20 protein-coding genes are annotated in these 22,472 nt (G+C 67.4%); 11 read left to right on the top strand and 9 right to left on the bottom strand.

The window, feature by feature from the left end; all coding sequences use genetic code 11:
• Positions 1-28 precede the first annotated feature (28 nt).
• Genes AC1DFU_RS11430 through AC1DFU_RS11445 form a run of 4 tightly spaced genes read left to right on the top strand, consistent with a single transcriptional unit; the run spans position 29 to position 5,143 of the window.
• Positions 29-2,365, top strand: coding sequence for an FdhF/YdeP family oxidoreductase (locus tag AC1DFU_RS11430; protein ID WP_441592127.1), 2,337 nt, complete (start codon positions 29-31; stop codon positions 2,363-2,365).
• Positions 2,362-3,249 (top strand): formate dehydrogenase accessory sulfurtransferase FdhD, encoded by an 888-nt coding sequence (gene fdhD, locus AC1DFU_RS11435; protein ID WP_092292740.1) that lies wholly within the window; start codon positions 2,362-2,364, stop codon positions 3,247-3,249. The genes AC1DFU_RS11430 and fdhD overlap by 4 nt, the downstream gene beginning before the upstream one ends.
• Before the next feature lie 59 nt (positions 3,250-3,308).
• A complete protein-coding gene (locus AC1DFU_RS11440; RefSeq protein ID WP_441592129.1) occupies positions 3,309-4,751 on the top strand; it encodes an aminotransferase-like domain-containing protein in 1,443 nt (480 codons plus the stop codon).
• Entirely contained in the window at positions 4,748-5,143 is a 396-nt protein-coding gene (locus AC1DFU_RS11445; RefSeq protein WP_441592131.1) for an ArsR family transcriptional regulator, read from the top strand. Before AC1DFU_RS11440 ends, AC1DFU_RS11445 begins: the two co-directional genes overlap by 4 nt.
• Here AC1DFU_RS11445 and AC1DFU_RS11450 read toward each other — a convergent pair.
• The 3 genes from AC1DFU_RS11450 to wrbA are packed head-to-tail and all read right to left on the bottom strand — an operon-like array spanning position 5,117 to position 7,595.
• The gene (locus AC1DFU_RS11450) at positions 5,117-6,550 is read right to left on the bottom strand and encodes an FAD-binding oxidoreductase (RefSeq protein WP_092292746.1); all 1,434 of its coding nucleotides are present in this window, start codon (positions 6,548-6,550) and stop codon (positions 5,117-5,119) included. The genes AC1DFU_RS11445 and AC1DFU_RS11450 overlap by 27 nt on opposite strands.
• Positions 6,547-6,990, bottom strand: coding sequence for a DUF2069 domain-containing protein (locus AC1DFU_RS11455; protein WP_477159776.1), 444 nt, complete (start codon positions 6,988-6,990; stop codon positions 6,547-6,549). Before AC1DFU_RS11455 ends, AC1DFU_RS11450 begins: the two co-directional genes overlap by 4 nt.
• Positions 6,987-7,595 (bottom strand): NAD(P)H:quinone oxidoreductase, encoded by a 609-nt coding sequence (gene wrbA / locus AC1DFU_RS11460; protein ID WP_255370744.1) that lies wholly within the window; start codon positions 7,593-7,595, stop codon positions 6,987-6,989. Before wrbA ends, AC1DFU_RS11455 begins: the two co-directional genes overlap by 4 nt.
• Positions 7,596-7,713: 118 nt before the next feature.
• Between wrbA and AC1DFU_RS11465 the strand changes: the two genes are divergently transcribed.
• A complete protein-coding gene (locus AC1DFU_RS11465) occupies positions 7,714-9,096 on the top strand; it encodes a YihY family inner membrane protein (protein WP_092292750.1) in 1,383 nt (460 codons plus the stop codon).
• Between the two features lie 24 nt (positions 9,097-9,120).
• Here AC1DFU_RS11465 and AC1DFU_RS11470 read toward each other — a convergent pair whose 3' ends face one another.
• The 3 genes from AC1DFU_RS11470 to AC1DFU_RS11480 are packed head-to-tail and all read right to left on the bottom strand — an operon-like array spanning position 9,121 to position 11,600.
• Positions 9,121-9,438 (bottom strand): Mpo1-like protein, encoded by a 318-nt coding sequence (locus tag AC1DFU_RS11470; protein ID WP_092292752.1) that lies wholly within the window; start codon positions 9,436-9,438, stop codon positions 9,121-9,123.
• A 36-nt stretch (positions 9,439-9,474) separates the two neighbouring features.
• On the bottom strand, positions 9,475-10,299 hold the full coding sequence (locus AC1DFU_RS11475; RefSeq protein WP_441592136.1) for an alpha/beta fold hydrolase: 825 nt from the start codon (positions 10,297-10,299) through the stop codon (positions 9,475-9,477).
• On the bottom strand, positions 10,299-11,600 hold the full coding sequence (locus tag AC1DFU_RS11480) for an O-acetylhomoserine aminocarboxypropyltransferase (protein ID WP_092292756.1): 1,302 nt from the start codon (positions 11,598-11,600) through the stop codon (positions 10,299-10,301). The genes AC1DFU_RS11475 and AC1DFU_RS11480 overlap by 1 nt, the downstream gene beginning before the upstream one ends.
• 223 nt (positions 11,601-11,823) lie before the next feature.
• Between AC1DFU_RS11480 and AC1DFU_RS11485 the strand changes: the two genes are divergently transcribed.
• The 5 genes from AC1DFU_RS11485 (at position 11,824) to AC1DFU_RS11505 (ending at position 17,525) form a co-directional block, all read left to right on the top strand.
• On the top strand, positions 11,824-12,270 hold the full coding sequence (locus AC1DFU_RS11485) for a CBS domain-containing protein (protein WP_092292758.1): 447 nt from the start codon (positions 11,824-11,826) through the stop codon (positions 12,268-12,270).
• A gap of 155 nt (positions 12,271-12,425) precedes the next feature.
• The gene (locus AC1DFU_RS11490; protein ID WP_441592139.1) at positions 12,426-14,345 is read left to right on the top strand and encodes an MFS transporter; all 1,920 of its coding nucleotides are present in this window, start codon (positions 12,426-12,428) and stop codon (positions 14,343-14,345) included.
• A 41-nt stretch (positions 14,346-14,386) separates the two neighbouring features.
• Complete coding sequence (locus tag AC1DFU_RS11495) at positions 14,387-15,163, top strand: glutathione S-transferase C-terminal domain-containing protein (protein ID WP_441592141.1); 777 nt, start codon at positions 14,387-14,389, stop codon at positions 15,161-15,163.
• Positions 15,164-15,193: 30 nt separating this feature from the next.
• Positions 15,194-16,309: a chorismate synthase gene (gene aroC / locus AC1DFU_RS11500; protein WP_092292764.1), complete on the top strand. Its 1,116-nt coding sequence runs from the start codon at positions 15,194-15,196 to the stop codon at positions 16,307-16,309.
• Between the two features lies 1 nt (position 16,310).
• A complete protein-coding gene (locus tag AC1DFU_RS11505; RefSeq protein WP_255370745.1) occupies positions 16,311-17,525 on the top strand; it encodes an MFS transporter in 1,215 nt (404 codons plus the stop codon).
• A 24-nt stretch (positions 17,526-17,549) separates the two neighbouring features.
• On the opposite strand, the gene AC1DFU_RS11510 is transcribed toward AC1DFU_RS11505, so the two are convergent.
• Together AC1DFU_RS11510 and AC1DFU_RS11515 are read right to left on the bottom strand one after the other, a co-directional pair.
• Positions 17,550-18,653, bottom strand: coding sequence for an NAD(P)/FAD-dependent oxidoreductase (locus AC1DFU_RS11510; RefSeq protein WP_092292768.1), 1,104 nt, complete (start codon positions 18,651-18,653; stop codon positions 17,550-17,552).
• A 52-nt stretch (positions 18,654-18,705) separates the two neighbouring features.
• Positions 18,706-19,407, bottom strand: a complete 702-nt coding sequence (locus tag AC1DFU_RS11515) for a FadR/GntR family transcriptional regulator (RefSeq protein ID WP_092292770.1) — start codon at positions 19,405-19,407, stop codon at positions 18,706-18,708.
• A gap of 190 nt (positions 19,408-19,597) precedes the next feature.
• Here AC1DFU_RS11515 and AC1DFU_RS11520 point away from each other — a divergent pair, with 190 nt between their 5' ends.
• Positions 19,598-20,530 carry a flagellar brake protein gene (locus AC1DFU_RS11520; protein WP_441592143.1) on the top strand — a complete coding sequence of 311 codons (933 nt, stop codon included), beginning with the start codon at positions 19,598-19,600 and terminating at the stop codon, positions 20,528-20,530.
• Positions 20,531-20,607: 77 nt separating this feature from the next.
• Here AC1DFU_RS11520 and AC1DFU_RS11525 read toward each other — a convergent pair whose 3' ends face one another.
• Positions 20,608-22,287 carry an electron transfer flavoprotein-ubiquinone oxidoreductase gene (locus AC1DFU_RS11525; RefSeq protein WP_092292774.1) on the bottom strand — a complete coding sequence of 560 codons (1,680 nt, stop codon included), beginning with the start codon at positions 22,285-22,287 and terminating at the stop codon, positions 20,608-20,610.
• Positions 22,288-22,472: the final 185 nt, after the last annotated feature.

Raw genomic sequence — 22,472 nt, forward strand, 5'->3', positions numbered from 1 at the left:
CGAGCACTTGATTGCGAGTCGCCCCCCGATGAGTACCCCTACCCCAGAGAAGGGGCATGTTGCCCCCTACACGCACCCGGCCGCCGGCTGGGGCGCCCTGAAGCAAGTCGCAGTCAACCTGATCAAGGAGAAGGTTGGCGGCGGCAAGTACAAGACCCTGTTCAAGCAGAACCAGCCGGACGGCTTCGACTGTCCCGGCTGCGCCTGGCCTGACCGCCAGCATGCCTCGACCTTCGAATTCTGCGAAAACGGCGTCAAGGCCGTGGCCGCTGAGGCCACCAGCAAGCGCGTCACGCCCGAGTTCTTTGCCGATCACACTGTGACGGCGCTGATGGCCCAGTCCGACTTCGAACTCGAACAGCACGGCCGCCTGACCCACCCGATGGTCTACGACGCCGCCACCGACAAATACCAGCCGGTGGCCTGGCAGGACGCGTTCGCGCTGGTCGCCCAGCATCTGAACAGGCTGGACAACCCCGACGCCGCCACGTTCTACACCTCGGGCCGCGCCAGCAACGAGGCCGCGTTCCTGTTCCAGTTGTTCGTGCGGATGGTCGGCACCAACAACTTCCCCGATTGCTCGAACATGTGCCACGAGGCCACCAGCCGTGGCCTGCCGGTAACGGTGGGCGTGGGCAAGGCCACGGTGCTGCTCGACGACTTCCAGCTCACCGACGCCGTCCTCGTCTTTGGACAGAATCCGGCGACGAACCACCCGCGCATGCTGAACGAGCTGCGCGACTGCGCCAAGCGGGGCGCGGCCATCGTGTCGATCAACCCGCTCAAGGAGCGCGGACTTCAGCGTTTTACGAGCCCGCAGCACGTCTCCGAGATGGTGACGGGGCAGAGCACCAAGATTGCGTCGATGTTCGTCCGCCCCAAGCTGGCCGGCGACTTCGCGCTGATCAAGGGCCTCGGCAAGCGCGTGATCGAACTCGATGACGAAGCCATCGCCACGGGCAGCAAGCGCGTGGTGGACGTGGACTTCCTGGCCGAGCACACCGCCGGCTTCGAGGCCTTCGCGGCCGACCTGCGCGCCGAATCGTGGGCCGACATCGTGGCCGAATCGGGCGTCACGCGTGAGGACATCGACGCGCTGGCGGACGTCTACGTCAAGAGCGAGCGCACCATCGCTTGCTGGGGCATGGGCATTACGCAGCACAAGAATTCGGTCAGCACGATCCAGTTGCTGTCCAACGTGATGATGCTGCGCGGCAATATCGGCCGCCCCGGCGCCGGGCTGATGCCGGTGCGCGGGCATTCGAACGTGCAGGGCGACCGCACGATGGGTATCGAGGAACAGCCGGACGACGCCTTCCTGGATCGCCTGGGCGCCGCGTTCGACTTCGAGCCGCCGCGCGCGCACGGCCAGGACGTGGTGGCCGCCATCAACGCGATGCTGGCCGGCAAGGTCAAGGTGTTCATCGGCCTGGGCGGCAATTTCTCGATCGCCACGCCAGACACCCCGCGCACCTGGGAAGCGCTGCGCCAGTGCGACCTGACCGTGAACATCGCGACCAAGCTGAACCGCAGCCACCTCGTGATCGGCAAGGACGCGCTGCTGCTGCCGACCATCGGCCGCACCGAGATCGACCTCCAGAACGGCGTGGCGCAGGGCGTGACCGTCGAGGATTCGGTGTGCATGGTCCATATCTCCTACGGCATGAACAAGCCGGCCTCGCCGGAGCTGCTGTCCGAGACTGCCATCGTGGCCGGCATGGCCGCCGCCACGCTGGGTTCGGAGAAGGTGGACTGGCACTGGTACGCGCAGGACTACGCGCGCATCCGCGATGCCATCGAAAAGGTCATCCCGGGCTTCGAGCGCTATAACGAACGCGTGGCGCAGCCGGGCGGCTTCCACCTGACGCCGGCCTCGCGCAACCGCGTGTGGCGCACCGCGTCCGGCAAGGCCCAGTTCCTGGTCCATGCGATCGACAAGGACACCCCGATCCAGCGCGCTCGCGCCCGCTACGGCGACGACCTGCTGGTGATGATGACCACCCGCTCGCACGACCAGTACAACACCACGATCTACGGGCTGGATGACCGCTATCGCGGCGTGTTCGGCCTGCGCCGGGTGGTGTTCATCAACGCGGCGGACCGCGCGCGGCTGGGGTTTGCCGAGGGCGAGCGCGTGGATATCACCAGTGTCTGGGAGGACGGCGTGACGCGTCATGCCAAGGACTTCCTGCTGGTGGACTACGACATCCCGACCGGCTGCCTGGGCGCTTACTACCCGGAAACCAATCCGCTGGTGCCGCTGGAAAGTATCGGCGACCGCTCGGGCACGCCGACGTCGAAGTCGATCCCGGTGCTGCTGGCCCGGGCCGCCTCGGTGCAAACGTCGGCGCAAGCGGCGGCATGAGCGAAGGGGAACTGGGCTACGCCCAGCGGCAGGTCGCCCGTCACAAGGGCGACGCCCGCACGGTCGACCTGGACTATGTGGCCGAGGAAGTGCCGGTGGCGCTGGTCTACAACGGCATCTCGCATGCCGTGATGATGGCCACGCCGCTGGACCTGGAAGTGTTCGCGGTCGGCTTCTCGCTGACCGAAGGCATCGTGGACAGCATCAAGGAGATCTACGATGTCGAGGTGCAGCCGGCTTGCGGGACCGATGACCTGGATGGCATAAGCGGCATCGAGGTCCGCATCGAAATCAGCCAGCGCGCGTTCATGGCGCTGAAGGACCGCCGCCGCTCGCTGGCCGGCCGCACTGGCTGTGGCGTGTGTGGCGTGGAAAGCCTGCAACTGCTTGACCTCCAGCCCGTGCCGATGCCGGTACCGCGCCACCGCATCGTGCCGTCGCGCGAGGTGATCCAGCGCGCCGCCGCCGGCCTGCCGGCCCACCAGATGCTGATGCGCACCACCGGCGGCGTGCATGCCGCCGCCTGGTGCGGGCCCGATGGCGAGGTGCTCCACGCTTTCGAGGATGTGGGGCGGCACAACGCCATGGACAAGCTGATCGGCCACCTGGCCCGGCGCCGCGTGGTGATGGACGAGGGCTTCGTGTTCCTGTCCAGCCGCGCCAGCTACGAGCTGGTGCGCAAGGCCGCGCGCATGCATATCCAGATGCTGGCGACGATCTCGGCGCCCACCTCGCTCGCCATCCGCATCGCCGAGCAGGCCGGGCTGCGGCTGCTGAGCTTTTGCCGGCAGGACGGCTTCGTCGAGTACACGTCGCCGCCCGGACAATCCCAATCCGTATTACGATCTGAGCCGCTGGCAGCGGCGGCCCAGGTGACCGAATAGGGCAGCCCCCACCCCCGCCAGCGTTCCGATGAACCCTGACGTGGCGAAAGGTTGGCGGTGTGACCCTGTATGAAAAGCTCGCGGCCGAGATCGAGGCGCTGGTGCAGCAAGGCGTGCTGCTGCCCGGCGAGAAGATTCCGTCGGTCCGGCAGGCCGCCCAGCATCATCGCCTGAGCATTACCACGGTCATCCGGGCCTATCTGCTGCTGGAGTCGCGCGGCATGCTGGAGAGCCGGCCGCAGTCCGGCTACTTCGTGCGCGCCCGGCCCGGCGAGCCGGCCATCGACCTCCAGCCGACCCGCCCGGCGGCCCGCCCGTCGCCGGTGGACGTGAGCGCGCTGGTGCTGTCCACGCTGCGCTCGATCCGCGCCGATGACGCCATCCCGCTCGGCTCCCCCTATCCCGACGCCAAGCTGTTCCCGTGGCAGCGGATCATCCAGTACGCCAACGCCATCGGCAAGCGCTACGAGTCGTGGAGCCTGCTGGACGACCTGCCGCCCGGCTCGCCCCAGTTGATCCGCCAGATCACGCGGCGCTACCTGGAAAACGGCCAGGCGGTGGACCCGAACGAGGTGATCGTGACGATTGGCGCCACCGAGGCCATCAACCTGTGCCTGCAGGCGGTGGCCAAGCCGGGCGACACCATCGCCGTGGAATCGCCGACTTACTATGCGATGCTGCACGCCATCGAACGGCTGGGCATGCGCGCCGTGGAGGTCGCGACGGACCCCGTGGAAGGCATCGACGTGCAGGCGCTGGCCCGCCTGTTCGACGAGCGGCCCGTGGCTGCCTGCATGGTCATGCCGAATTTCCAGAATCCGCTCGGCTTCCAGATGTCGGACGAACGCAAGCAGGCACTCGTCAAATTGCTAACCGAGCGCGACATTCCGGTCATCGAGAACGATGTCTATGGCGAGCTGTATTACGGCGATGCGCATCCCAACTCGCTGAAGACCTACGACAAGGCCGGCATCGTGCTGCACTGCTCGTCGTTCTCCAAGACGCTGACCAACGCCTACCGCATCGGCTGGGCGCTGCCGGGGCGCTACCGGGATCAGGTGGAGCGGCTCAAGTTCCTGAACACGCTGACCACGCCGGCGATTCCCCAGCTAGCCATCGCCGAATTCCTGAAGAACGACGGCTACGACTACCACCTGCGGCGCGTGCGCAAGACCTATGCGCAGCAGGCCAATATCATGGCGGCGGCGGTGCGGCGCTTCTTCCCGGCCGGCACGCGGGTGTCGCGGCCGGCCGGCGGCTATGTGCTCTGGGTGGAGTTGCCCGAGGGCGTGGACGCCATGGCGCTGTACCACGCGGCACTGGAGCGGCGGATTACCGTGGCGCCGGGGCACATCTTCTCGCCCGTGCCCACGTACACGCATTACATCCGCCTAAACTACAGCAGCGCATGGTCGGCCGAGGTGGAAGCGGCCGTGGTGACGCTGGGCAAACTGGTGACGTCGCTCGCAGAAGCGGCGCCAGACAAGGAGACAAGCGCATGAACCAAGAAGAAGATACCGGGAACGACGGCGCCGATGCCGATGAGGACACGCTCGATCCGGTACTGGCCGGCATCCTGGCTGCCCTGTGGCAGGCGGCCCGGGAGCCCGGTGGCGGGCCGCTCTCGCTGGCCCGCCTCAGCAAGCGCGCATCAGTGCAGATGAGCGTGCTGCGGCGCGTGCTGACGCAACTGGCCGAGGCGGACCTGGCTGAAGCCGAGATCGACGAGTCAGGCCGGGGCACCGCCCAGCTGACCGCCGAGGGTCGCGCGCTGTGCGACGAGTTGTTCGAGACCCCCGGCGCGCTGCCCGATCTGGATTCGTTAGAGGATCCAGAGGATTCCGATGACGATGAAGACCCGGGCCGGTCAGAGCACCTTCCCCGGATTCATTAGCCCCTGCGGGTCCAGCGCCTGCTTGATGGCGCGCATCATCCCCAGTTCCACCTCGCTCTTGTAGCGCCGGTTCTCCTCGCGCTTGAGCTGGCCCAGGCCATGCTCGGCCGAGATCGACCCATTGTGCGACTGCACGCTGTTGTGGACGATCAGGTTGATGGCGTCCTGATGGATCAGGAACTGCTCGTGATCCACCCCCACCGGCGGCGACACGTTGTAGTGCAGGTTGCCGTCGCCCAGATGCCCGAAGGTGACCATGCGGGCGCCCGGGAAGGCGTCCTGCACCAGCGCGTCCGTGGTCTCGATGAAGTCCGCCACGCGCGAGACCGGCACGGCAATGTCGTGCTTGATGTTCTTGCCTTCCTCGACCTGCGCCATCGGGATGTGCTCGCGCAGGTTCCAGAAATCGCGCGACTGCTGCACGGACTCGGCCACCACGGCGTCCGTGACCACGCCGGCCTCGAAGGCCGCTTCCATCATCGTCTCGAAGATCGCCCGGGCGTGTTCCTCGCCCTCGCTGTCGGACAGCTCCAGCAGCACCAGTTGCGGATGGGCCTCTGTGAAGGGGTAGCGCAGTTGCGGGTAGTGCTTGCGCACGAGGTCCATGCACATCGCGGACATCAGCTCGAAGCCGGTGAGCATGGCGCTGGCGTGGGACTGGGCGATGGCCAGCAGCGCCAGCGCGGCGCGCGGGCTCTGCACAGCCGCCAGCGCCGTCACGCGCGCGCGGGGCAGCGGGTACAGCTTCATGACCGCCGCCGTGATGATGCCGAGCGTGCCTTCAGCGCCGATAAACAGGTCGCGCAGGTCGTAGCCGGTGTTGTCCTTGCGCAGGCCGCGCAGGCCCTCCCAGATTTCGCCCTTGGCCGTTACCACCTCCAGCCCCAGGCACAGTTCGCGCGTGTTGCCGTAGCGCAGCACCGCCGTGCCGCCCGCGTTGGTAGACAGGTTGCCCCCAATCGTGCAGCTGCCCTCGGCCGCCAGGCTCAGCGGGAACAGGCGGCCATGCTCGCGCGCCACGTCCTGCAACTGCTGGAGGATCACGCCGGCTTCGACGGTAATCGTGTTGTTGAGCGGGTCCACATGGCGCACCCGGTTCATCCGTTGCAGCGACAGCACCACCACGCCAGCGGCTGCCGCCGGGCCAGCCTCGGGCGTGGCGCCGCCGCACAGGCCGGTGTTGCCGCCCTGCGGCACCACGGCCAGCTTGTGGGCGTGGCAGGCGTGGACCAGCGCGGCCACTTCCTCGGTGCTGCCGGGGCGCAGCACGGCCACGGCGTCGCCGGTGTAGCGCTGGCGCCAGTCGGTCAGATAAGGGGCCTTGTCGGCGGCCTCGGTCAGCACGTGTTGCGGGCCGACTGCGGCGCGGCAGAGGTCGAGGAACGAATCCAGGTGCGGAGCGGTCATGGTCGGGTGTCGGGGGAGGGGGAGGGGGAGGGGGGCTGGATGGCTTGCTGCCGTGCCCGCGCGCGACGCTTGTACGGGCGCAGATAGAGGATGGTGCTGAAGAAGAACACCAGCGTCAGGGCGACTTCGGCCCAGGCCAGCAGCGACGACGGCGCGCGGTCGCTGGTGGCGCGCACGATGCCTTCGGTGAAATAGAGCAGGATCAGCATCGACGACCACTGCATCGTGTACCGGTTGCGCGCCAGCACGCCGCGCAGCACCGGGAGCAGGAAGACGAACTTGAGGATCAGCCACGAGCCGCCGGGGCGCAGCGGGGCGAGGAACCACTCCCAGGCGATGCACAGCGCCACCAGCGCCAGCAGGCTGGCTACGCTGACGCGCCAGAGCGCCGGGCTGTGGAGGTCGCCGTCACCCTGGCTGCCGTTGCGCGGCGCGGTCATCGTGACCCTCCGGCCAGCTTCAGCGCCGTCTCGGCCAGCCGCCGGCCCATGGCCGTGGCCAGCGCGGCTTCCTGGTCGGTGACCGGGCCGTGGTTGTCCACAAAAGCATGGTGGCTCGGGCCGTAGGGGGTGCCGCCGGCCGTGGTGGTCATCAGGCCGGGCTCCGAATAGGGCAGGCCCATGACCAGCATGCCATGGTGGAACAGCGGCAGCATCATCGACAACAACGTGGTTTCCTGGCCGCCGTGCAGGCTGCCGGTGGCGGTGAATACACAGGCGGGCTTGCCGGACAGTGCGCCGGACAGCCACTGGGCCACGGTGCCATCGAGGAAATATTTCATCGGCGCGGCCATATTGCCGAACCGCGTGGGGCTGCCCAGTGCCAGCCCGGCGCATTCCTCGAGGTCGCGCAGCTCGGCGTACGGGGCGCCTTCGGGCGGGATGTCGGGCGCGGTGGCCTCGCAGACGGTGGACACCGGCGGCACGGTGCGCAGCCGGGCATGAGCGCCGGGCACGCTGTCGATGCCGGTGGCGATCAGGTCGGCGAGTTTGCGGGTGCTGCCGTGACGGCTGTAGTACAGGACCAGGATGGGGAGGGCGGCCAAGGTATCGCGGAGTCGGTGCTCAGTCGTGGATCGGGAGGGGGCGGCCCGGACCGGCACCGCGAAACAATGCGCGTATTATAGTTGTGCCCCGCTATAAGACTCAGGAGCTAGCCCCCGCATGACCGCCGCACGTATCGCCCGCCTGCGCAGGGAGTGGAATTTGCAGAAGGTGCGCGCGCTCGCGCGCTACGCCTTGCGCCGCGCCGGCGAGGACCGCCTGCCCCAGGTGTCCGCCAGCCTGACCTTCACCACCGTGCTGGCCGTGGTGCCGGTGCTGACCGTGGCGTTCGCGCTGCTGGCCGCGTTTCCGGTGTTCCGGGACTTCCGGGGCCAGATCGAGACCTTCCTGTTCCAGAACCTGATTCCGGGCGGCAATGTCAGCGATTCGGTCTCGCGCTACCTCGGCCAGTTCTCCAAGAGCGCGCGCGGGCTGACCGCGCTGGGCCTGGCTGGCCTGATGGTGACGTCGGTGCTGACGATGCTGACCGTGGAGGATGCGCTGAACGCTATCTGGCGCGTCAAGCGGCGCCGGCCGCTGGCGCAACGGGTGCTGGTGTTCTGGGCCGTGCTGACGCTGGGCCCGGTGCTGATCGGCGCCAGCCTCTCGGTCAGCTCCTACCTGATTTCGGTGTCGATGGGCTACGTCGGCTCCATGCCGATGGGCATGGGGCTGATGGTCAGCACCGTGCCGGTGATGCTCTCGGCGCTGGCCTTCGCCTTCCTCTATATGGCCGTGCCGTACGCCTATGTGGACTGGCGCGATGCCATCGTGGCCGGTGTGGTGGCCGCCGTGGCCTTCGAGGTGGCCAAGCGCGTGTTCGGCTACTTCATCACCCATATTCCGACCTACACGGCGGTCTACGGCACCTTCGCGGTCCTGCCGCTGTTCCTGCTGTGGATGTACGTGAGCTGGCTGGTCACGCTGCTCGGGGCGACCATCGCCGCCAACCTGCCCGTGATCCGGGAAGGCCACTGGCGCCGCCGCACCTTCGCCGGCAGCGAGTTCTTCGACGCGCTGGGCATCCTGCTGCTGCTCTACCGCGCCCGCGACGAAGTGCCGCGCAGCGTGGGCGAACTCGACATGGGGCGCAAGCTGCGGATGGAGGCCGACTACCTGGCCAGCCTGCTCGGCAAGCTCAAGACCCTGCACCTCGTGGGCAAGCTCCAGCAAGACCGCGGGCAGGCGCACTGGGCGATGCTTTGCGACCCATCCCAGGTGACGCTGCGCACGCTGTACGACCGCCTTGTGCTGAACCTCGCGCGCCTGCCGCGCACGGCGCTGGCGCACCAGTTGCAAGGCGTGGACCTGCTCCGTTCGATGCTCGACAACCCCCAACTGGACCAACCGCTCGAAGCCGTGTTCCGCCAGCAGTTGCTGACGCCAGCCGCCAACGAGGCGGCGGAGGCCAGTGGCGGCACTGGCGATACCGGAGAGGAGGGGGGCGGCCCGCAGCGCCGCACGCTCGAGGTGGTGCCGCCCGGCTGGCACGGGCAGGTCTGAGCCAGCTGCTAGGTCGGATTCCAGCTAGAACGGAATCCGACCGCGCAGGATGTCCGCGTACATGACCCAGTCGCCCATCAGGCTGTAGAACGGGTGCCGGAACGTGGCGGGCCGGTTCTTCTCGAACCCGAAGTGGCCCACCCAGGCAAACGCATAGCCGGACACCACGGCACCCAGCAGCCACCACGCGTTGCCGGTGACCACCAGCGCCACCAGACAGGCCAGCGCCACCGTCGACCCCACGAAATGGAGGCGGCGGCAGGTACGGTCCCGGTGCTCGTTCAGGTAATACGGATAGAACGCGGCAAAGCTCTCGAATTCGCGGCTGTGGGTTTGCGCCATGGTCGTCTCCGGCATCGGTGTTGTTATGGTTCCAGTCTAGGTGCTCGCCACAACCTTGCGCGCGAAGGCGGCCAGCGTATCGAGCACCTCGTCCGGCTTCTCGCCCATCATCGCGTGGCCGCTTGGCACCGTGACCACAGTGGCGCTGGGCATCCGGCCGGCCAGCGCCTGGGCAGCCTTCGGCGACGTCATCATGTCCTTCGACCCCATCACGAATACCGCCGGGCAGGTCACGGCGGCAGCCGCTTCCTCGCCATGCGCGTAGCCGTTGCAGGCCGAAAAATCGGTGTGGAACACGTGCGCGCCCGGGTTGCGCGCCGCCACGCGCTCCATCAGCCGCTGGCTGCCGCCATGCATCCAGGCGCCGGGCCCGGGCGACGACGGCTTGCTGGCGAGGCTCGAGATCGACCACTGGTTGACCATGGCGATGGCCTCGTCCTCGCGGTGGAGCGCGGCGTCGAGCAGGGCATCGGACACCTTCATCGGATAGGCCGTGGCCAGCAGCCCGATGGCGCGGACGGCTTCCGGGTGACGTGCGGCGCACTCCAGGGCGATCAGTGATCCCATGCTGTGGCCGAAGACCAGGGCCGGCGCCTTGACGCCGGCTGCCGCCACCAGCGCCATGACCCAGTCGGCCATGTCTTCCACGCGGGTCAGCGGGGCGCCCTGACTGCGGTTGTGGCCGGGCAGGTCCACCGCCAGCACGCCAAAGCCATGGCTGGCGAACCAGCGCGTCTGGAGCCCCCAGACGCTGTGGTCGTTCTGCGCGCCGTGCACGAACACGGCGCAGGGCAGGGCGGGATCGAACGGCTTGCCGCCGGTGTAGGCATAGGCCGGATGGCCCGAGACGGTCAGTTCCATCAGGCTTTTCCTCCCATGGCTTTCTCGGCGGCCTTCAGGCCGCGCTTCAGGTCGTCGATCAGGTCATCCGGGTCCTCGAGTCCGATCGACAGCCGGATCGTGCCCTCGCCGATGCCGGCCGCGCGCAGGGCGTCGGCATCCATGCGGAAGTGGGTCGTGGAGGCGGGATGGATTACCAGCGAGCGCGCATCCCCGACGTTGGCAAGGTGCGAGAACAGCGACAGGCTCTCGATAAAGCGCTGCCCGGCCGCGCGGTTCGCCTTGAGGTTGAAGCTGAACACCGCCCCGCAACCGCGCGGCAGCAGCCGCTTGGCCAGCGCGTGGTCGGGGTGGGATTCCAGTTCCGGGTAGGCCACCGACTCGACCATCGCGTGCCCGGCCAGGAACTGCACCACGCGGCGGGTGTTGTCCACGTGCCGGCTCATGCGCAGCGGCAGCGTCTCGATGCCCTGGAGCAGCTGCCACGCCGCCATCGGGTTCATGCAGGCGCCGAAGTCGCGCAGGCCCTCGCGCCGGGCGCGCAGCAGGAACGGCGCCACGGTGCTTTCCTCGGTAAACACCATGTTGTGGAAGCCCGGATAGGGCTCCGACAGCTCGGGAAAACGCCCCGAAGCCTCGAAATCGAACGTGCCGCCCTCGGACAGCACGCCGCCGATCGTCGTGCCATGCCCGCCCAGGAACTTGGTGGCCGAGTGGTACAGCAAGCCGGCGCCATGGTCGAACGGGCGCAGCAGGTAGGGCGTGGTGAACGTGGAGTCGACCAGCAGCGGGATCTTGTGGTCCTGGCCGATCTGCGCCACGGTTTCGATGTCGAGCACGTCGAGGCCCGGATTGCCCAGCGTCTCGCCGAACAGCAGCCGCGTCTCGGGGCGGATGGCGGCGCGCCAGGCGTCCATGTCGCGCGGATTGACGAAGGTGGTCTCGATGCCGAAGCGGCGCAGCGTGTAGTGCAACAGATTGTGCGAGCCGCCATAGAGCGCCGTGGATGCCACGATATGGGAGCCGGCCCCCATCAGCGTGGCCACGGCCAGGTGCAGCGCGGCCTGGCCGGATGCCGTGGCGATGGCCCCGGCGCCGTTCTCCAGGGCCGCCACGCGTTCCTCGAACACCGCCACCGTGGGGTTGCTGATGCGGGAATACACGTGCCCGGCGCGTTCCATATTGAACAGCGACGCGGCATGCTCGCTGTCCCGGAACACGAAGGAGGTGGTCAGGTGGATCGGTGTGGCGCGGGCCCCGGTGGTGGGGTCCGGGGCGGCGCCGGCGTGCAGGGCCAGCGTGTCGAATCGGGTACCGGACATGGTGAGTTCGCTTGTAGTGGCTGTTGTAGGCGGCAGGTTGTCTCCGTCCGGCATCGTAGCACCGTGCGCCGCCCTGGCAATGGGGAGGATTCTGAAAACGCATTGAGACTGGCTGAGACTTGCCGCCTTTACGAGAGACGGCGGTTTGGGTAGGATCGCCGCATCGGCCAACTCTGGCCACAGACCAGAACCAGCCTCGACACCGGGCAGCGGAGACACCACCATGAAAGTCAGCGACATCCTGCAGATCAAGGGCAATACGCTCTACACCGTCACGCCGGATGCGTCCCTGCTGGTGGCCATCAACACCATGGCCGAGCACGACATTGGCTCGCTGGTGGTCATGGAATATGGCGATCTGGTCGGCATGCTGACGTTCCGGGAGCTGATCGAGACGCTGGCGGCCAACCACGGCACGCTCGGCACGCACAGCATCCGCAAGGTCATGGACGACGCGCCGCTGACCTGCACGCCGGAAACGGACGTCAACGAGGTGCGCCGCATGATGCTGGAGCGCCACACCCGCTACCTGCCGGTGCTCGACAACCGCACGCTGATGGGCGTGATCTCGTTCTACGACGTGGCCAAGGCGGTGGTGGAGGAGCAGGGCTTCGAGAACCGCATGCTCAAGGCCTATATCCGCGACTGGCCCGAGGAAAAGACCGACTGAACGCGGTCTGGCCCGGGCTGGCGGGCCCGGCGGCGATTTAACAGAAGTTTTATTGCCTGCACTCCAGACTGTTGGCATGATGGCGGCGAACTGATGCCCCGGCGGGTCCGGGGTCCATGAAGTCCGCCGAGCGGCCTCCGCCCGCTTCCGTCTGCATGAGCCAACACAGCCAGCCAAGCCAGCACAGTCAGTTTCGCCTGTTGCGCGAACGCCGTTTCGCGCCGTTCTTCTGGACCCAGTTTCTCGGGGCCATGAACGACAATGTCTTCAAGGTCGCCTTCACCTCGCTGGTGACCTATCACACGGCCCTGTTCGACGGCGTCGATGCGCGCAGCGCGGCGTTCCTGATCTCGGCCATCTTCATCGCACCCTTCGTCCTGTTTTCCGCCACCAGCGGCCAGATTGCCGACAAGATCGAGAAATCGCGGCTGATCCGGCTCGTGAAGTCGCTCGAGATCGCCATCATGGTGCTGGGGCTGGCCGGCTTTGCCTGGCACAACGCGCCGCTGTTGTACTTCGGTACATTCCTGATGGGCCTGCATTCCACGCTGTTCGGCCCGGTGAAGTTCGCGTACCTGCCGCAGCACCTGGACCAGCAGGAACTGGTGGGCGGCAACGGACTGGTGGAGATGGGTACCTTCGTCGCCATCCTGATCGGCACGCTGATCGGCGGGGAGTTGGCCGGCGTGATGCGCGGCGGCGCCGTGGTGGGGCCGCTCTACGTGGGCATCGCCTGCGTGGTGATCGCCGTAGCGGGGCGGGTGGTGTCGCAGGGCGTGCCGGTTTCGCCGCCGCCCCAGCCGGACCTGCGCATCAACTGGAACCCGCTGACCGAGACGTGGCGCAACCTGATGCTCGCGCGCGAGCGGCGCACGGTATTCCTGAGCCTGCTCGGCATTTCCTGGCTCTGGTTCCTCGGCGCCACCTTCCTGACCGCCTTTTTCAGCTTCGCCCGGGACGTGCTCGGCGGAGACCAGAACGTGGTTACGCTGCTGCTGGCGATGTTCTCGATCGGCATCGGCATCGGCTCCCTGCTGTGCGAGCGGCTGTCCGGCCGCACCGTGGAGATCGGCCTCGTGCCGTTCGGCTCCATCGGCATGACCGTGTTCGCCGTGGACCTGTACCTGGCCAGTAACGGCCAGTCGGCCGGCGCCACGCTGAGCGGCATCGGCGGTTTCCTGGACGATACGCGCCATTGGCGCGTGCTGGTGGACCTGTTCCTGCTGGCCATGTTCGGCGGCTTCTATAGCGTGCCCCTGTATGCGCTGATCCAGAGCCGCTGCTTGCCTACGCACCGGGCGCGGATCATCGCGGCGAACAACATCCTGAACAGCTTCTTCATGATCGCCGCGTCGCTGCTCGGCGTGGGCATGGCGCTGGCCGGCTACAGCATCCCGCAGCTGTTCCTGGTGGTGGGGCTGCTCAATGCCGTGGTGGCCATCTATATCTATACGCTGGTGCCCGAGTTCCTGCTGCGCTTCATCGCCTGGATTCTGGTCCACACCATCTACCGGCTGCGCCGGATCAACGCCGACCGGATTCCCGAGCACGGCCCCGCCGTGCTGGTCTGCAACCACGTGAGCTTTGCCGACGCCGTGGTGCTGATGGCGGCCAGCCCGCGCCCGGTGCGCTTTGTGATGGATCACCGGATCTTCAAGGTGCCGCTGCTGTCGTGGTTCTTCCGGCAGGCCAAGGCGATTCCCATCGCGCCAGCGCACGAGGACCCCAGGATGCTCGAGCGCGCCTACGACGCCGTGGCCGCCGCACTCGAGGACGGCGACCTCGTCTGCATCTTCCCCGAAGGCAAGATCACGGCTACCGGCGACATCAACCCGTTCAAGGGCGGTGTGCAGCAGATCATCCGCCGCACGCCGGTGCCCGTGGTGCCGATGGCGCTGCGCGGGCTGTGGGGCAGCTTTTTCTCTCGCAAGGGCGGAGTGGCCATGTCGCGCCCGTTCCGGCGCGGCATCCTGAGCCGGCTCGAACTCGTGGTGGGGGAACCCGTGGCGCCCGAGGCCGCATCGGCGGAAGGGCTCCAGCAGATGGTGCTGGCCTTGCGGGGCGACTGGAAATAGGCGCAATACGACGACACGACGATACGACGAGCCCAACGACAATGATCACGCTCTATACCTTCGGCCCTGCCTTTGGCCTGCCCGACGCCAGCCCGTTCGTCATGAAGGCCGAACTGCTGCTGAAGCTGGCAGGGCTGCCGTACCGCACCATGCCGGGCAACCTGCGCCGCGCGCCCAAGGGCAAGCTGCCTTACCTCGACGACATGGGGCGCATCGTCGCGGATTCGACGATGATCCGCTGGCATATCGAGAAGACCTATCACGTGGACTTCGACGCGGGGCTGTCCGAGGCCGAGCGCGGGGTGGCCTGGGCCGTGGAAAAGCTGATGGAAGACAACCTCTACTGGGCCGTGGCCCGCGTGCGCTGGCTCGATGACGCCAATTTCGAGCGCGGCCCGGCCCAGTTCTTCCAGCGCGTGCCGGCACCGGTGCGCGGGATCGTGACCACGCTGGTCAAGCGGCGCGTACGCCAGATGCTCTGGGCGCAGGGCCTCGGCCGGCATTCGGACGAGGAGGCCGCAGCCATGGCGATCCACGGCGTGACGGCCATCGCCAACATCCTTGGCGACAAGCCCTACCTGCTGGGCGATGCGCCATGCGGCGCCGACGCCACCTTGTTCGCGTTCAGCGCCAGCCTGCTCAGCCCCGTGTTCGAGACGCCAATCCGTACGGCGGCGTCGGCGCACGCCAATCTGACCGCCTATCTGGCACGGATGCGGGCGCGTTTCTATCCCGATTTCGTCGGCAGCGGGGTGTTCGCGCCCATGTCCGAATCCCCGGCGGCGCCGACAGTGGCCGCCAATGGCCTTACAATGTAGGCCGTCCCCAATTCCAGCGCGGTTTCCATCATGTCCGGCAATACCCTCGGCCTGCTCTTCACAGTCACCACGTTCGGCGAATCGCACGGGCCCGCGATTGGCGCGGTGGTCGACGGCTGCCCGCCGGGCCTTGCCCTGACGGAAGCCGATATCCAGGGCGACCTGGACCGCCGCAAGCCCGGCACCTCGCGCCACGTGACGCAGCGCCAGGAGGCCGATCAGGTGGAAATCCTGTCCGGCGTGTTCGAGGGCAAGACCACGGGCACCCCGATCTGCCTGCTGATCCGCAACACCGACCAGCGCAGCAAGGACTACGGCAATATCGTCGAGACCTTCCGGCCCGGCCACGCCGACTACACCTACTGGCACAAGTACGGCATCCGCGACTATCGTGGCGGTGGCCGTTCGTCGGCGCGGCTGACTGCACCCGTGGTGGCGGCCGCCGCCGTGGCCAAGAAATGGCTGCGCGAACAGTACGGCACCGAGATCCATGGCTACATGTCGCAGCTTGGTGAGGTGGAAGTGCCGTTCCAGGACTGGAAGCACGTGCCCGAGAACCCGTTCTTCTCGCCCAATGCGGACATCGTGCCGGAACTCGAAACCTATATGGATGCCCTGCGCCGCGACGGTGACTCGGTCGGCGCGCGTATCGAGGTGGTGGCCAGCGGCGTGCCGGTTGGTCTGGGCGAGCCGCTATTCGACAAGCTCGACGCGGACATCGCCCACGCGATGATGGGCATCAACGCGGTCAAGGGCGTCGAGATCGGCGCCGGCTTCGCCAGCGTGGCCCAGCGCGGGAGTGTTCATGGCGACGAACTGACCGGCGAGGGCTTCCGGTCGAACAATTCGGGCGGCATGCTCGGCGGCATCTCCACCGGGCAGGACATCACCGTGTCCCTGGCCATCAAGCCGACGTCGAGCATCCGCACGCCGCGCGAGTCGATCGACAAGGCCGGCCAACAGGCGACTGTGGAAACGTTTGGTCGTCATGATCCGTGCGTGGGCATCCGCGCCACGCCGATCGCCGAGGCGATGCTCGCGCTGGTGCTGATGGATCACGCGCTGCGCCACCGCGCCCAGTGCGGCGATGTGCGCGTGGAGACGCCGCGTATCGCGGCACACCTGCCGACCCCCGACAAGTCCTGACTTGGGCCGCGCCCCGGCTGACGCCGCCCCGGAGCGCGCCTTCGTGCCGGGTTCGATCGACCCGGCCACCTATTTCCGCTTTGGGCTGTTCTATCTCGGCTACTACGCCTATGTAGGCGTCATCTCGCCGTACGTCAGCCTGTTCTTCTCGGACCGTGGCTTCTCGCCGGTGCAGATCGGCGTGCTGATGGCGTGCTTCCAGTTGAGCCGCATCGTCGGCCCCTACCTCTGGGGCTGGCTGTCCGATGTCCTCCATACGCGCGTGCGCCTGCTGCGGCTGGCCGCTGTGTCAGCGCTCCTGGCCTTCCTGATGGTGCCCGGCGTGCACAGCTATGGCGGCATGATGGCGATGATGATCGGGCTCAACCTGATCACCAGCGCGATGTCGCCGCTGGGCGATGCGCTGACCATTTCCACGCTGCGCCGTCATGGCGCCTTCGACCACCGCTACGGCCGCGTGCGGATGTTCGGCTCGGTCGGGTTCATCGGCGCGGTGCTGGCTGGCGGCGCGTTGTTCGAGCACTTCGGCATGGTCGCTTTCCCGTGGCTCGCCAGCGCTACGCTGGCGCTGTTCGCCATTGTGGTCATGGGCATGCGCGACGCGCCCGACGAGGGCCCCCGTGTGCGACCGCCGCCCGCGCTGCCGCTGCTGCGGCGGCCGGATGTGGCGTGGTTCCTTGCCTCGGCCTTCCTGATGATGTTCGCGCACGCAGCGCTCTACGTCTTCTATTCGCTCTATCTGGAGCAGCTGGGCTACAGCAAGCTCGCCATCGGCGCGATGTGGACCATCGGCGTGGTCGCGGAGATCGTGTTCTTCTTCTACCAGGGCCGGCTGTTCGCGCGGCTGGCGCTGCGGACGATCCTGGCCGGCACCTTCGTGCTGGCGGCGATTCGCTTCGGCATGACCGGCTACTTCGGTCAGTATGTGTGGCTGATGGCCGTCGTGCAGGTGCTCCACGCCGCGACCTTCGCCGCGCACCACAGCGCCAGCCTCAAGCGACTCCAGCACTGGTTCGCCGGCCCGCTGCAGGGGCGGGGGCAGGCGCTCTACACCGGCATATCGTATGGCGTGGGCGGCACATTGGGCGGATTGGCGATGGGCTGGACCTGGAAGACGCTGACGCCATCGCACACCTTCGGGCTGGCCGCAGCGGCGGCGTTGGCCGGGGCCTGCTGCGCCGCGCTGAGTTTTCGCGGCGAGCGGGCGCCAGCCTGAGCCGGCCCGCGTCCGCCCGAACTTTCAGGCCAGCAACTGCGTGACCCGCTCGGCAATCGCCATCGACGAGGTCAGCCCCGGTGATTCGATCCCGAACAGGTTCACCAGTCCCGGCACACCATGCGTGGCCGGGCCGTCGATGCGGAAATCGGCCGCCACCTCGGTCGGGCCGCTGATTTTCGGGCGGATGCCGGCGTAGCCCGGTTGCAGCGCGCCATCGGCCAGGCCGGGCCAGTAGCGGCGCACCTCGTCATAGAAACTGTCGGCATCGTGCGGCGGCACGCTGTATTCGATCTCGTCGATCCAGCGCACATTGGGGCCAAAGCGCGCCTGCCCGCCCAGATCCAGCGTCAGGTGCACGCCCAGCCCGGCCGCCTCCGGCACGGGATAGATCAGCCGCGAGAACGGCGCGCGTCCTGCCAGCGTGAAGTAGCAGCCCTTGGCGTAGTACTGCTGCGGGATGTGTTCGGCCGGGATGCCGTCGATGCGCCGCGCCAGGTCCGGCGCGGTCAGGCCGGCCGAATTGATCACGGTGCGTGCTAGCAGCGTGGTCGCGCCGTCCTCCGCTTCTACCTCCAGCCGGATACCTTCAGCCGTCACCGCGCCCGTGCGGACCGATGACTGCACGGCCAGCATCGCGCCGGCGTTCTCGGCATCGCCCAGCAGCGCGGTCATCAGGCCATGGCTGTCGATGATGCCGGTGGAGGGCGAGAGCAGCGCGGCATGGCATTCGAGCTGAGGCTCCAGCGCGCGTGCCGCGTCGCGGCTCAGCAGTTGCATGTCGTGCACGCCGTTGGCCTCGGCCTTGGCGCGGATGCCCTCGAGCGTGGCCACCTGCGCGGCGCTCGTCGCCACGATCAGCTTGCCGCAGCGCTGGTGCGGCACGTGGTGGGAGGCGCAGTAGTCGTACAGCATCGCCTTGCCGCGCACGCACAGTTCCGCCTTGAGCGAGCCTTTCGGATAGTAGATGCCGGCATGGATCACCTCGCTGTTGCGCGCGCTGGTGATGGTGCCGAACGCGTTTTCGGCCTCGAGGATGATGACTTCGCGGCCCTGCAGCGCCAGCGCGCGGGCCACGGCCAGCCCGACGACGCCAGCGCCGATCACGACGCAATCTACTTGTTCCATCTGGGGCTCTCCTTGGTGTCTTGTCTCGGAATGTCTTGGAAATCTTCGAATTTCAGGCCAAGCCCATGCGGGCGGCAGCGGCCGTCAGGTGCGCACGGGCCGCGGCGCGCGCGGCGGCCGGGTCGCCGGCGGCGATGGCTTCGACCAGCGCGGCATGCTCGGCATCGGCGGCACGCGGCGTGCCCTGGGTGGCGGTAAGCCTCGCGCTGTTCTCCCACGCATGCTGGCGCGCCACGAGCAACTGCTGGCTCACGAAATCGGTCAGGCCGGTGAAGCAGGGATTGTGCGTGGCGTGGGCGATGGCGTGATGGAAGGCGATGTCAGCCGCCGCTGCGCTCGGGAAATCGGTGGCATGGGCGGCCATCGCGGCCAGCGCGCCCCGGATGGCGGCGAGGTCGGCAGCGGTGCGGCGCATGGCCGCCATCTCGGCGCAGGCGGTCTCCACCACGCGGCGCAGCTCGAACAACTGCGCCAGTGTCGGACCCCCATCAGGCTGGCTCGCCACGCGCCAGACCTGGCCGCCCGGCGTTTCGGATACATAGGCGCCGGAGCCCTTGCGCGTGACGACTACGCCATCTGCCTTCAACAGCGCGATGGCCTCGCGGACGATGGGCCGGCTCACTTCGAAGTTATCGGCCAGCGCCGATTCGGCGGGCAGGCGCGCGCCAGCGGCGAAGCGGCCGGCGGCGATGTCATCGCGCAGCGTCTGGGCGAGGCGACTGGCAAGCGAGGCGGGGCGGGACAGGGGGTCCATTGGAATGGGGGGTGGGCGTAGAAGGTGTCAGGCTGTCTGACAGCTTTCATCGATCCGGCCGATTCTGGCGGGTCAGCCGCCCAGCGTCAAGCCGGGTTTGCGCGAGTTTTACACTTTCTGCCCCGGAGGAGGGGTCAAGCTTGGCGGCCGGCGGTCGATAGTGACTGATTACATCGTGGAGACTCAGGCCATGATCCAACTTTCTCCGCAAGACCTGCCCGTCGGCCAGCCATTGCCCTGGTCGCTACATGACGGCGAAGGCAACCTCGTGCTCGGCAGCGGCAGCGTCATTCCGGACGCGCGTGACCTTGCGCTCGTCTTCCGCCACGGCACGGTCTGCCGTCCCGACGACATGCCGGAAGCCGGCAACGAAGCCGATGGCACCGGCCTGGCACGGCTCGCCGCCGGCCCGCTCGGATTGCAGGTGGGCACGCTGCTGCATGTGAAGACGCCCGGCGACGCCTCGCGCGCCGCCGCCAGCCGCCTGATCGGCTTCATCGATCAGGGCCTGTTCGTGACCTGGCCGACGCTTGGCGGCCGGGATCTGGCCGTGCAGGCCGGCGAAACCGTGCTGCTGCGCGGCTTCTCGGGGCAGGCGATCCACAGTTTCACGTCAACGATCACGGCCGTGTGCCGCAGCCCGTTCCGCTACCTGGTGCTGTCCGCGCCGGCGCAGACCGAGCAGATGCCGGTGCGCAGCGCCGCGCGCGTGCCGACACGGCTGGCCGCGTATCTGGTGGAAAACGGCGTGGGGGAGGTGGATGCGCCGTCGATGGAAGTCGCACCGGACTTGGTCGATACCGACGTGGATACCCATGTCGCCAGCGGCCTGGCGCGGCTTGGCCTGCTGTCCGATCTGAGCACGGGTGGAGCGCTGGTGCAGACCTCGCACCCGGCGCCGCCGGTGGGTCGCAAGGTGCGTTTGAGCTTCCAGCTGCGTACGGCGTCGCTCGACGCCGAAGTCATTGTCGATGGCTGGGTGCGCAGCGCGCCGTCCGCATCGGAGGATGACGAGTTTCCGGCATTTGGCGTCGCCTTCGACGCGCTGGGCGAACGCGAGCTGACCTTGCTCCAGTGCTTCATCTATGAGCAGTTGCTGACCAGCACCCGATTGCAGGTCTGACTGCCGATCGAGCATAAAAAAAGCCGGCCACTGGCCGGCTTTATTCGCTCAGGCGCGCATTCGCTGCGCGCCCTGGCTTACATCCCCACGTAGTTCGGGCCGCCGGGGCCTTCCGGCGTGACCCACACGATGTTCTGCGTCGGGTCCTTGATGTCGCAGGTCTTGCAGTGCACGCAGTTCTGCGCGTTGATCTGCAGGCGCTCCTTGCCTTCATCGTTCTGCACGAACTCGTACACGCCAGCCGGGCAGTAGCGGCTTTCGGGGCCGGCGTACTTTTCCCAGTTGATGTCCACCGGCACGCTCGGGTCCTTGAGCGTCAGGTGGGCCGGCTGGTTTTCCTCGTGGTTCGTGTTGCTGATGAACACCGAGGACAGGCGGTCAAACGTGAGCTTGCCGTCCGGCTTCGGATACTCGATCTTCGGGCAGTCGGCGGCCGGCTTCAGGTAGACGTGGTCCGGCTTCTCGCGGTGGATGGTCCAGGGCGGGTTGCGGATGCCGAGCTTCGGCAGCAGCCATTGCTCGATGCCGGTCATCAGCGTGGCCGTGGTGCGGCCCTTCTTGAACCACTGCTTGAAGTTCTTGGCCTGCAGCAGTTCCTTGTGGAGCCAGCTGGCTTCGAACGCGGCCGGGTAGGCGGTCAGCTCGTCGTGCTGGCGGCCGGCCTGGAGTGCGTCGTAGGCGGCATCGGCGGCCATCATGCCGGTCTTGATCGCGGCGTGGCTGCCCTTGATGCGCGAGGCGTTCAGGTAGCCCGCGTCGCAACCGACCAGCGCGCCGCCCGGGAACACCGTCTTCGGCAGCGACAGCAGGCCGCCGGCCGTGATGGCGCGCGCGCCGTAGCCGATGCGCTTGCCGCCTTCGAAATATTTGCGGATCTCCGGGTGCGTCTTGAAGCGCTGGAATTCCTCGAACGGCGACAGCCACGGGTTGGTGTAGTCGAGACCGACCACGAAGCCCACGGCCACCTTGTTGTCCTCCATGTGATAGAGGAAGGAGCCGCCGTAGGTGGCGGGGTCGAGCGGCCAGCCGGCCGTGTGGATCACCAGGCCCGGCTGGTGCTTGGCCGGATCGATTTCCCAGAGTTCCTTCAGGCCGATACCGTAGCTCTGCGGATCCTTGCCCGCATCGAGCTGGTACTTGGCGATCAGCTGCTTGCCGAGGTGGCCGCGCGCGCCTTCGGCGAAGATCGTGTACTTGGCGTGCAGCTCCATGCCGAGCTGGAAGTTCTCGGTCGGCTCGCCTTCCTTGTTGATGCCGAGGTTGCCGGTGGCCACGCCCTTGACCGAGCCGTCATCGTTATAGAGGACTTCGGCGGCCGGGAAGCCCGGGAAGATCTCCACGCCCAGCGACTCGGCCTGCTGGCCGAGCCAGCGCACGAAGTTCGACAGGCTGACGATGTAGTTGCCTTCGTTATGGAAGCACTCGGGCAGCAGCGGAGCGCCCTTGGAGCCGGTGTCGTTGAGGAACAGGAACTTGTCCTCGGTGACGGGCTGGTTCAGCGGTGCGCCCAGTTCCTTCCAGTTCGGGAACAGCTCGTTGAGCGCGCGCGGGTCCATGATGGCGCCCGAGAGAATGTGCGCGCCCGGCTCGGAGCCTTTCTCCAGCACGCATACGTTGACGTCGCCGCCTTTTTCCGCCGCCAGCTGCTTCAGGCGGATGGCTGTGGCCAGACCGCCAGGACCGCCGCCGACGATGACGACGTCGTACTCCATGGCTTCGCGTGGGCCGAATTGCTCCAGGAGCTGTTGCTGATCCATTGTCTCTAACCCTCTGTTTCTTCTGGGCGGCAATACTGCCGCGAGCTTGCAGCCCGTGGTCCGGCGATGCGGCGGGGGAGCTGCGGTTGTGGAGATCTGTGAGGGCCCCGGTGAGGATCTAGGCGTTTTTCCTCTTTCCCTTTAGGGGCCAAGTTCTTAGAATCTCCGGCATTGTCCGGGACTCG

It is taken from the genome of Cupriavidus sp. 10L45 (assembly GCF_056395225.1).

Excerpts from the sequence above, each read along its gene's own strand:
- AC1DFU_RS11430 (WP_441592127.1), top strand. The coding sequence starts at position 29 with ATGAGTACCCCTACCCCAGAGAAGGGGCATGTTGCCCCCTACACGCAC.
- fdhD (WP_092292740.1), top strand. The coding sequence starts at position 2,362 with ATGAGCGAAGGGGAACTGGGCTACGCCCAGCGGCAGGTCGCCCGTCAC.
- AC1DFU_RS11445 (WP_441592131.1), top strand. The coding sequence starts at position 4,748 with ATGAACCAAGAAGAAGATACCGGGAACGACGGCGCCGATGCCGATGAG.
- AC1DFU_RS11450 (WP_092292746.1), bottom strand. The coding sequence starts at position 6,550 with ATGACCGCTCCGCACCTGGATTCGTTCCTCGACCTCTGCCGCGCCGCA.
- AC1DFU_RS11455 (WP_477159776.1), bottom strand. The coding sequence starts at position 6,990 with ATGACCGCGCCGCGCAACGGCAGCCAGGGTGACGGCGACCTCCACAGC.
- AC1DFU_RS11465 (WP_092292750.1), top strand. The coding sequence starts at position 7,714 with ATGACCGCCGCACGTATCGCCCGCCTGCGCAGGGAGTGGAATTTGCAG.
- AC1DFU_RS11470 (WP_092292752.1), bottom strand. The coding sequence starts at position 9,438 with ATGGCGCAAACCCACAGCCGCGAATTCGAGAGCTTTGCCGCGTTCTAT.
- AC1DFU_RS11475 (WP_441592136.1), bottom strand. The coding sequence starts at position 10,299 with ATGGAACTGACCGTCTCGGGCCATCCGGCCTATGCCTACACCGGCGGC.
- AC1DFU_RS11480 (WP_092292756.1), bottom strand. The coding sequence starts at position 11,600 with ATGTCCGGTACCCGATTCGACACGCTGGCCCTGCACGCCGGCGCCGCC.
- AC1DFU_RS11485 (WP_092292758.1), top strand. The coding sequence starts at position 11,824 with ATGAAAGTCAGCGACATCCTGCAGATCAAGGGCAATACGCTCTACACC.
- AC1DFU_RS11490 (WP_441592139.1), top strand. The coding sequence starts at position 12,426 with ATGAGCCAACACAGCCAGCCAAGCCAGCACAGTCAGTTTCGCCTGTTG.
- AC1DFU_RS11495 (WP_441592141.1), top strand. The coding sequence starts at position 14,387 with ATGATCACGCTCTATACCTTCGGCCCTGCCTTTGGCCTGCCCGACGCC.
- aroC (WP_092292764.1), top strand. The coding sequence starts at position 15,194 with ATGTCCGGCAATACCCTCGGCCTGCTCTTCACAGTCACCACGTTCGGC.
- AC1DFU_RS11510 (WP_092292768.1), bottom strand. The coding sequence starts at position 18,653 with ATGGAACAAGTAGATTGCGTCGTGATCGGCGCTGGCGTCGTCGGGCTG.
- AC1DFU_RS11515 (WP_092292770.1), bottom strand. The coding sequence starts at position 19,407 with ATGGACCCCCTGTCCCGCCCCGCCTCGCTTGCCAGTCGCCTCGCCCAG.
- AC1DFU_RS11520 (WP_441592143.1), top strand. The coding sequence starts at position 19,598 with ATGATCCAACTTTCTCCGCAAGACCTGCCCGTCGGCCAGCCATTGCCC.
- AC1DFU_RS11525 (WP_092292774.1), bottom strand. The coding sequence starts at position 22,287 with ATGGATCAGCAACAGCTCCTGGAGCAATTCGGCCCACGCGAAGCCATG.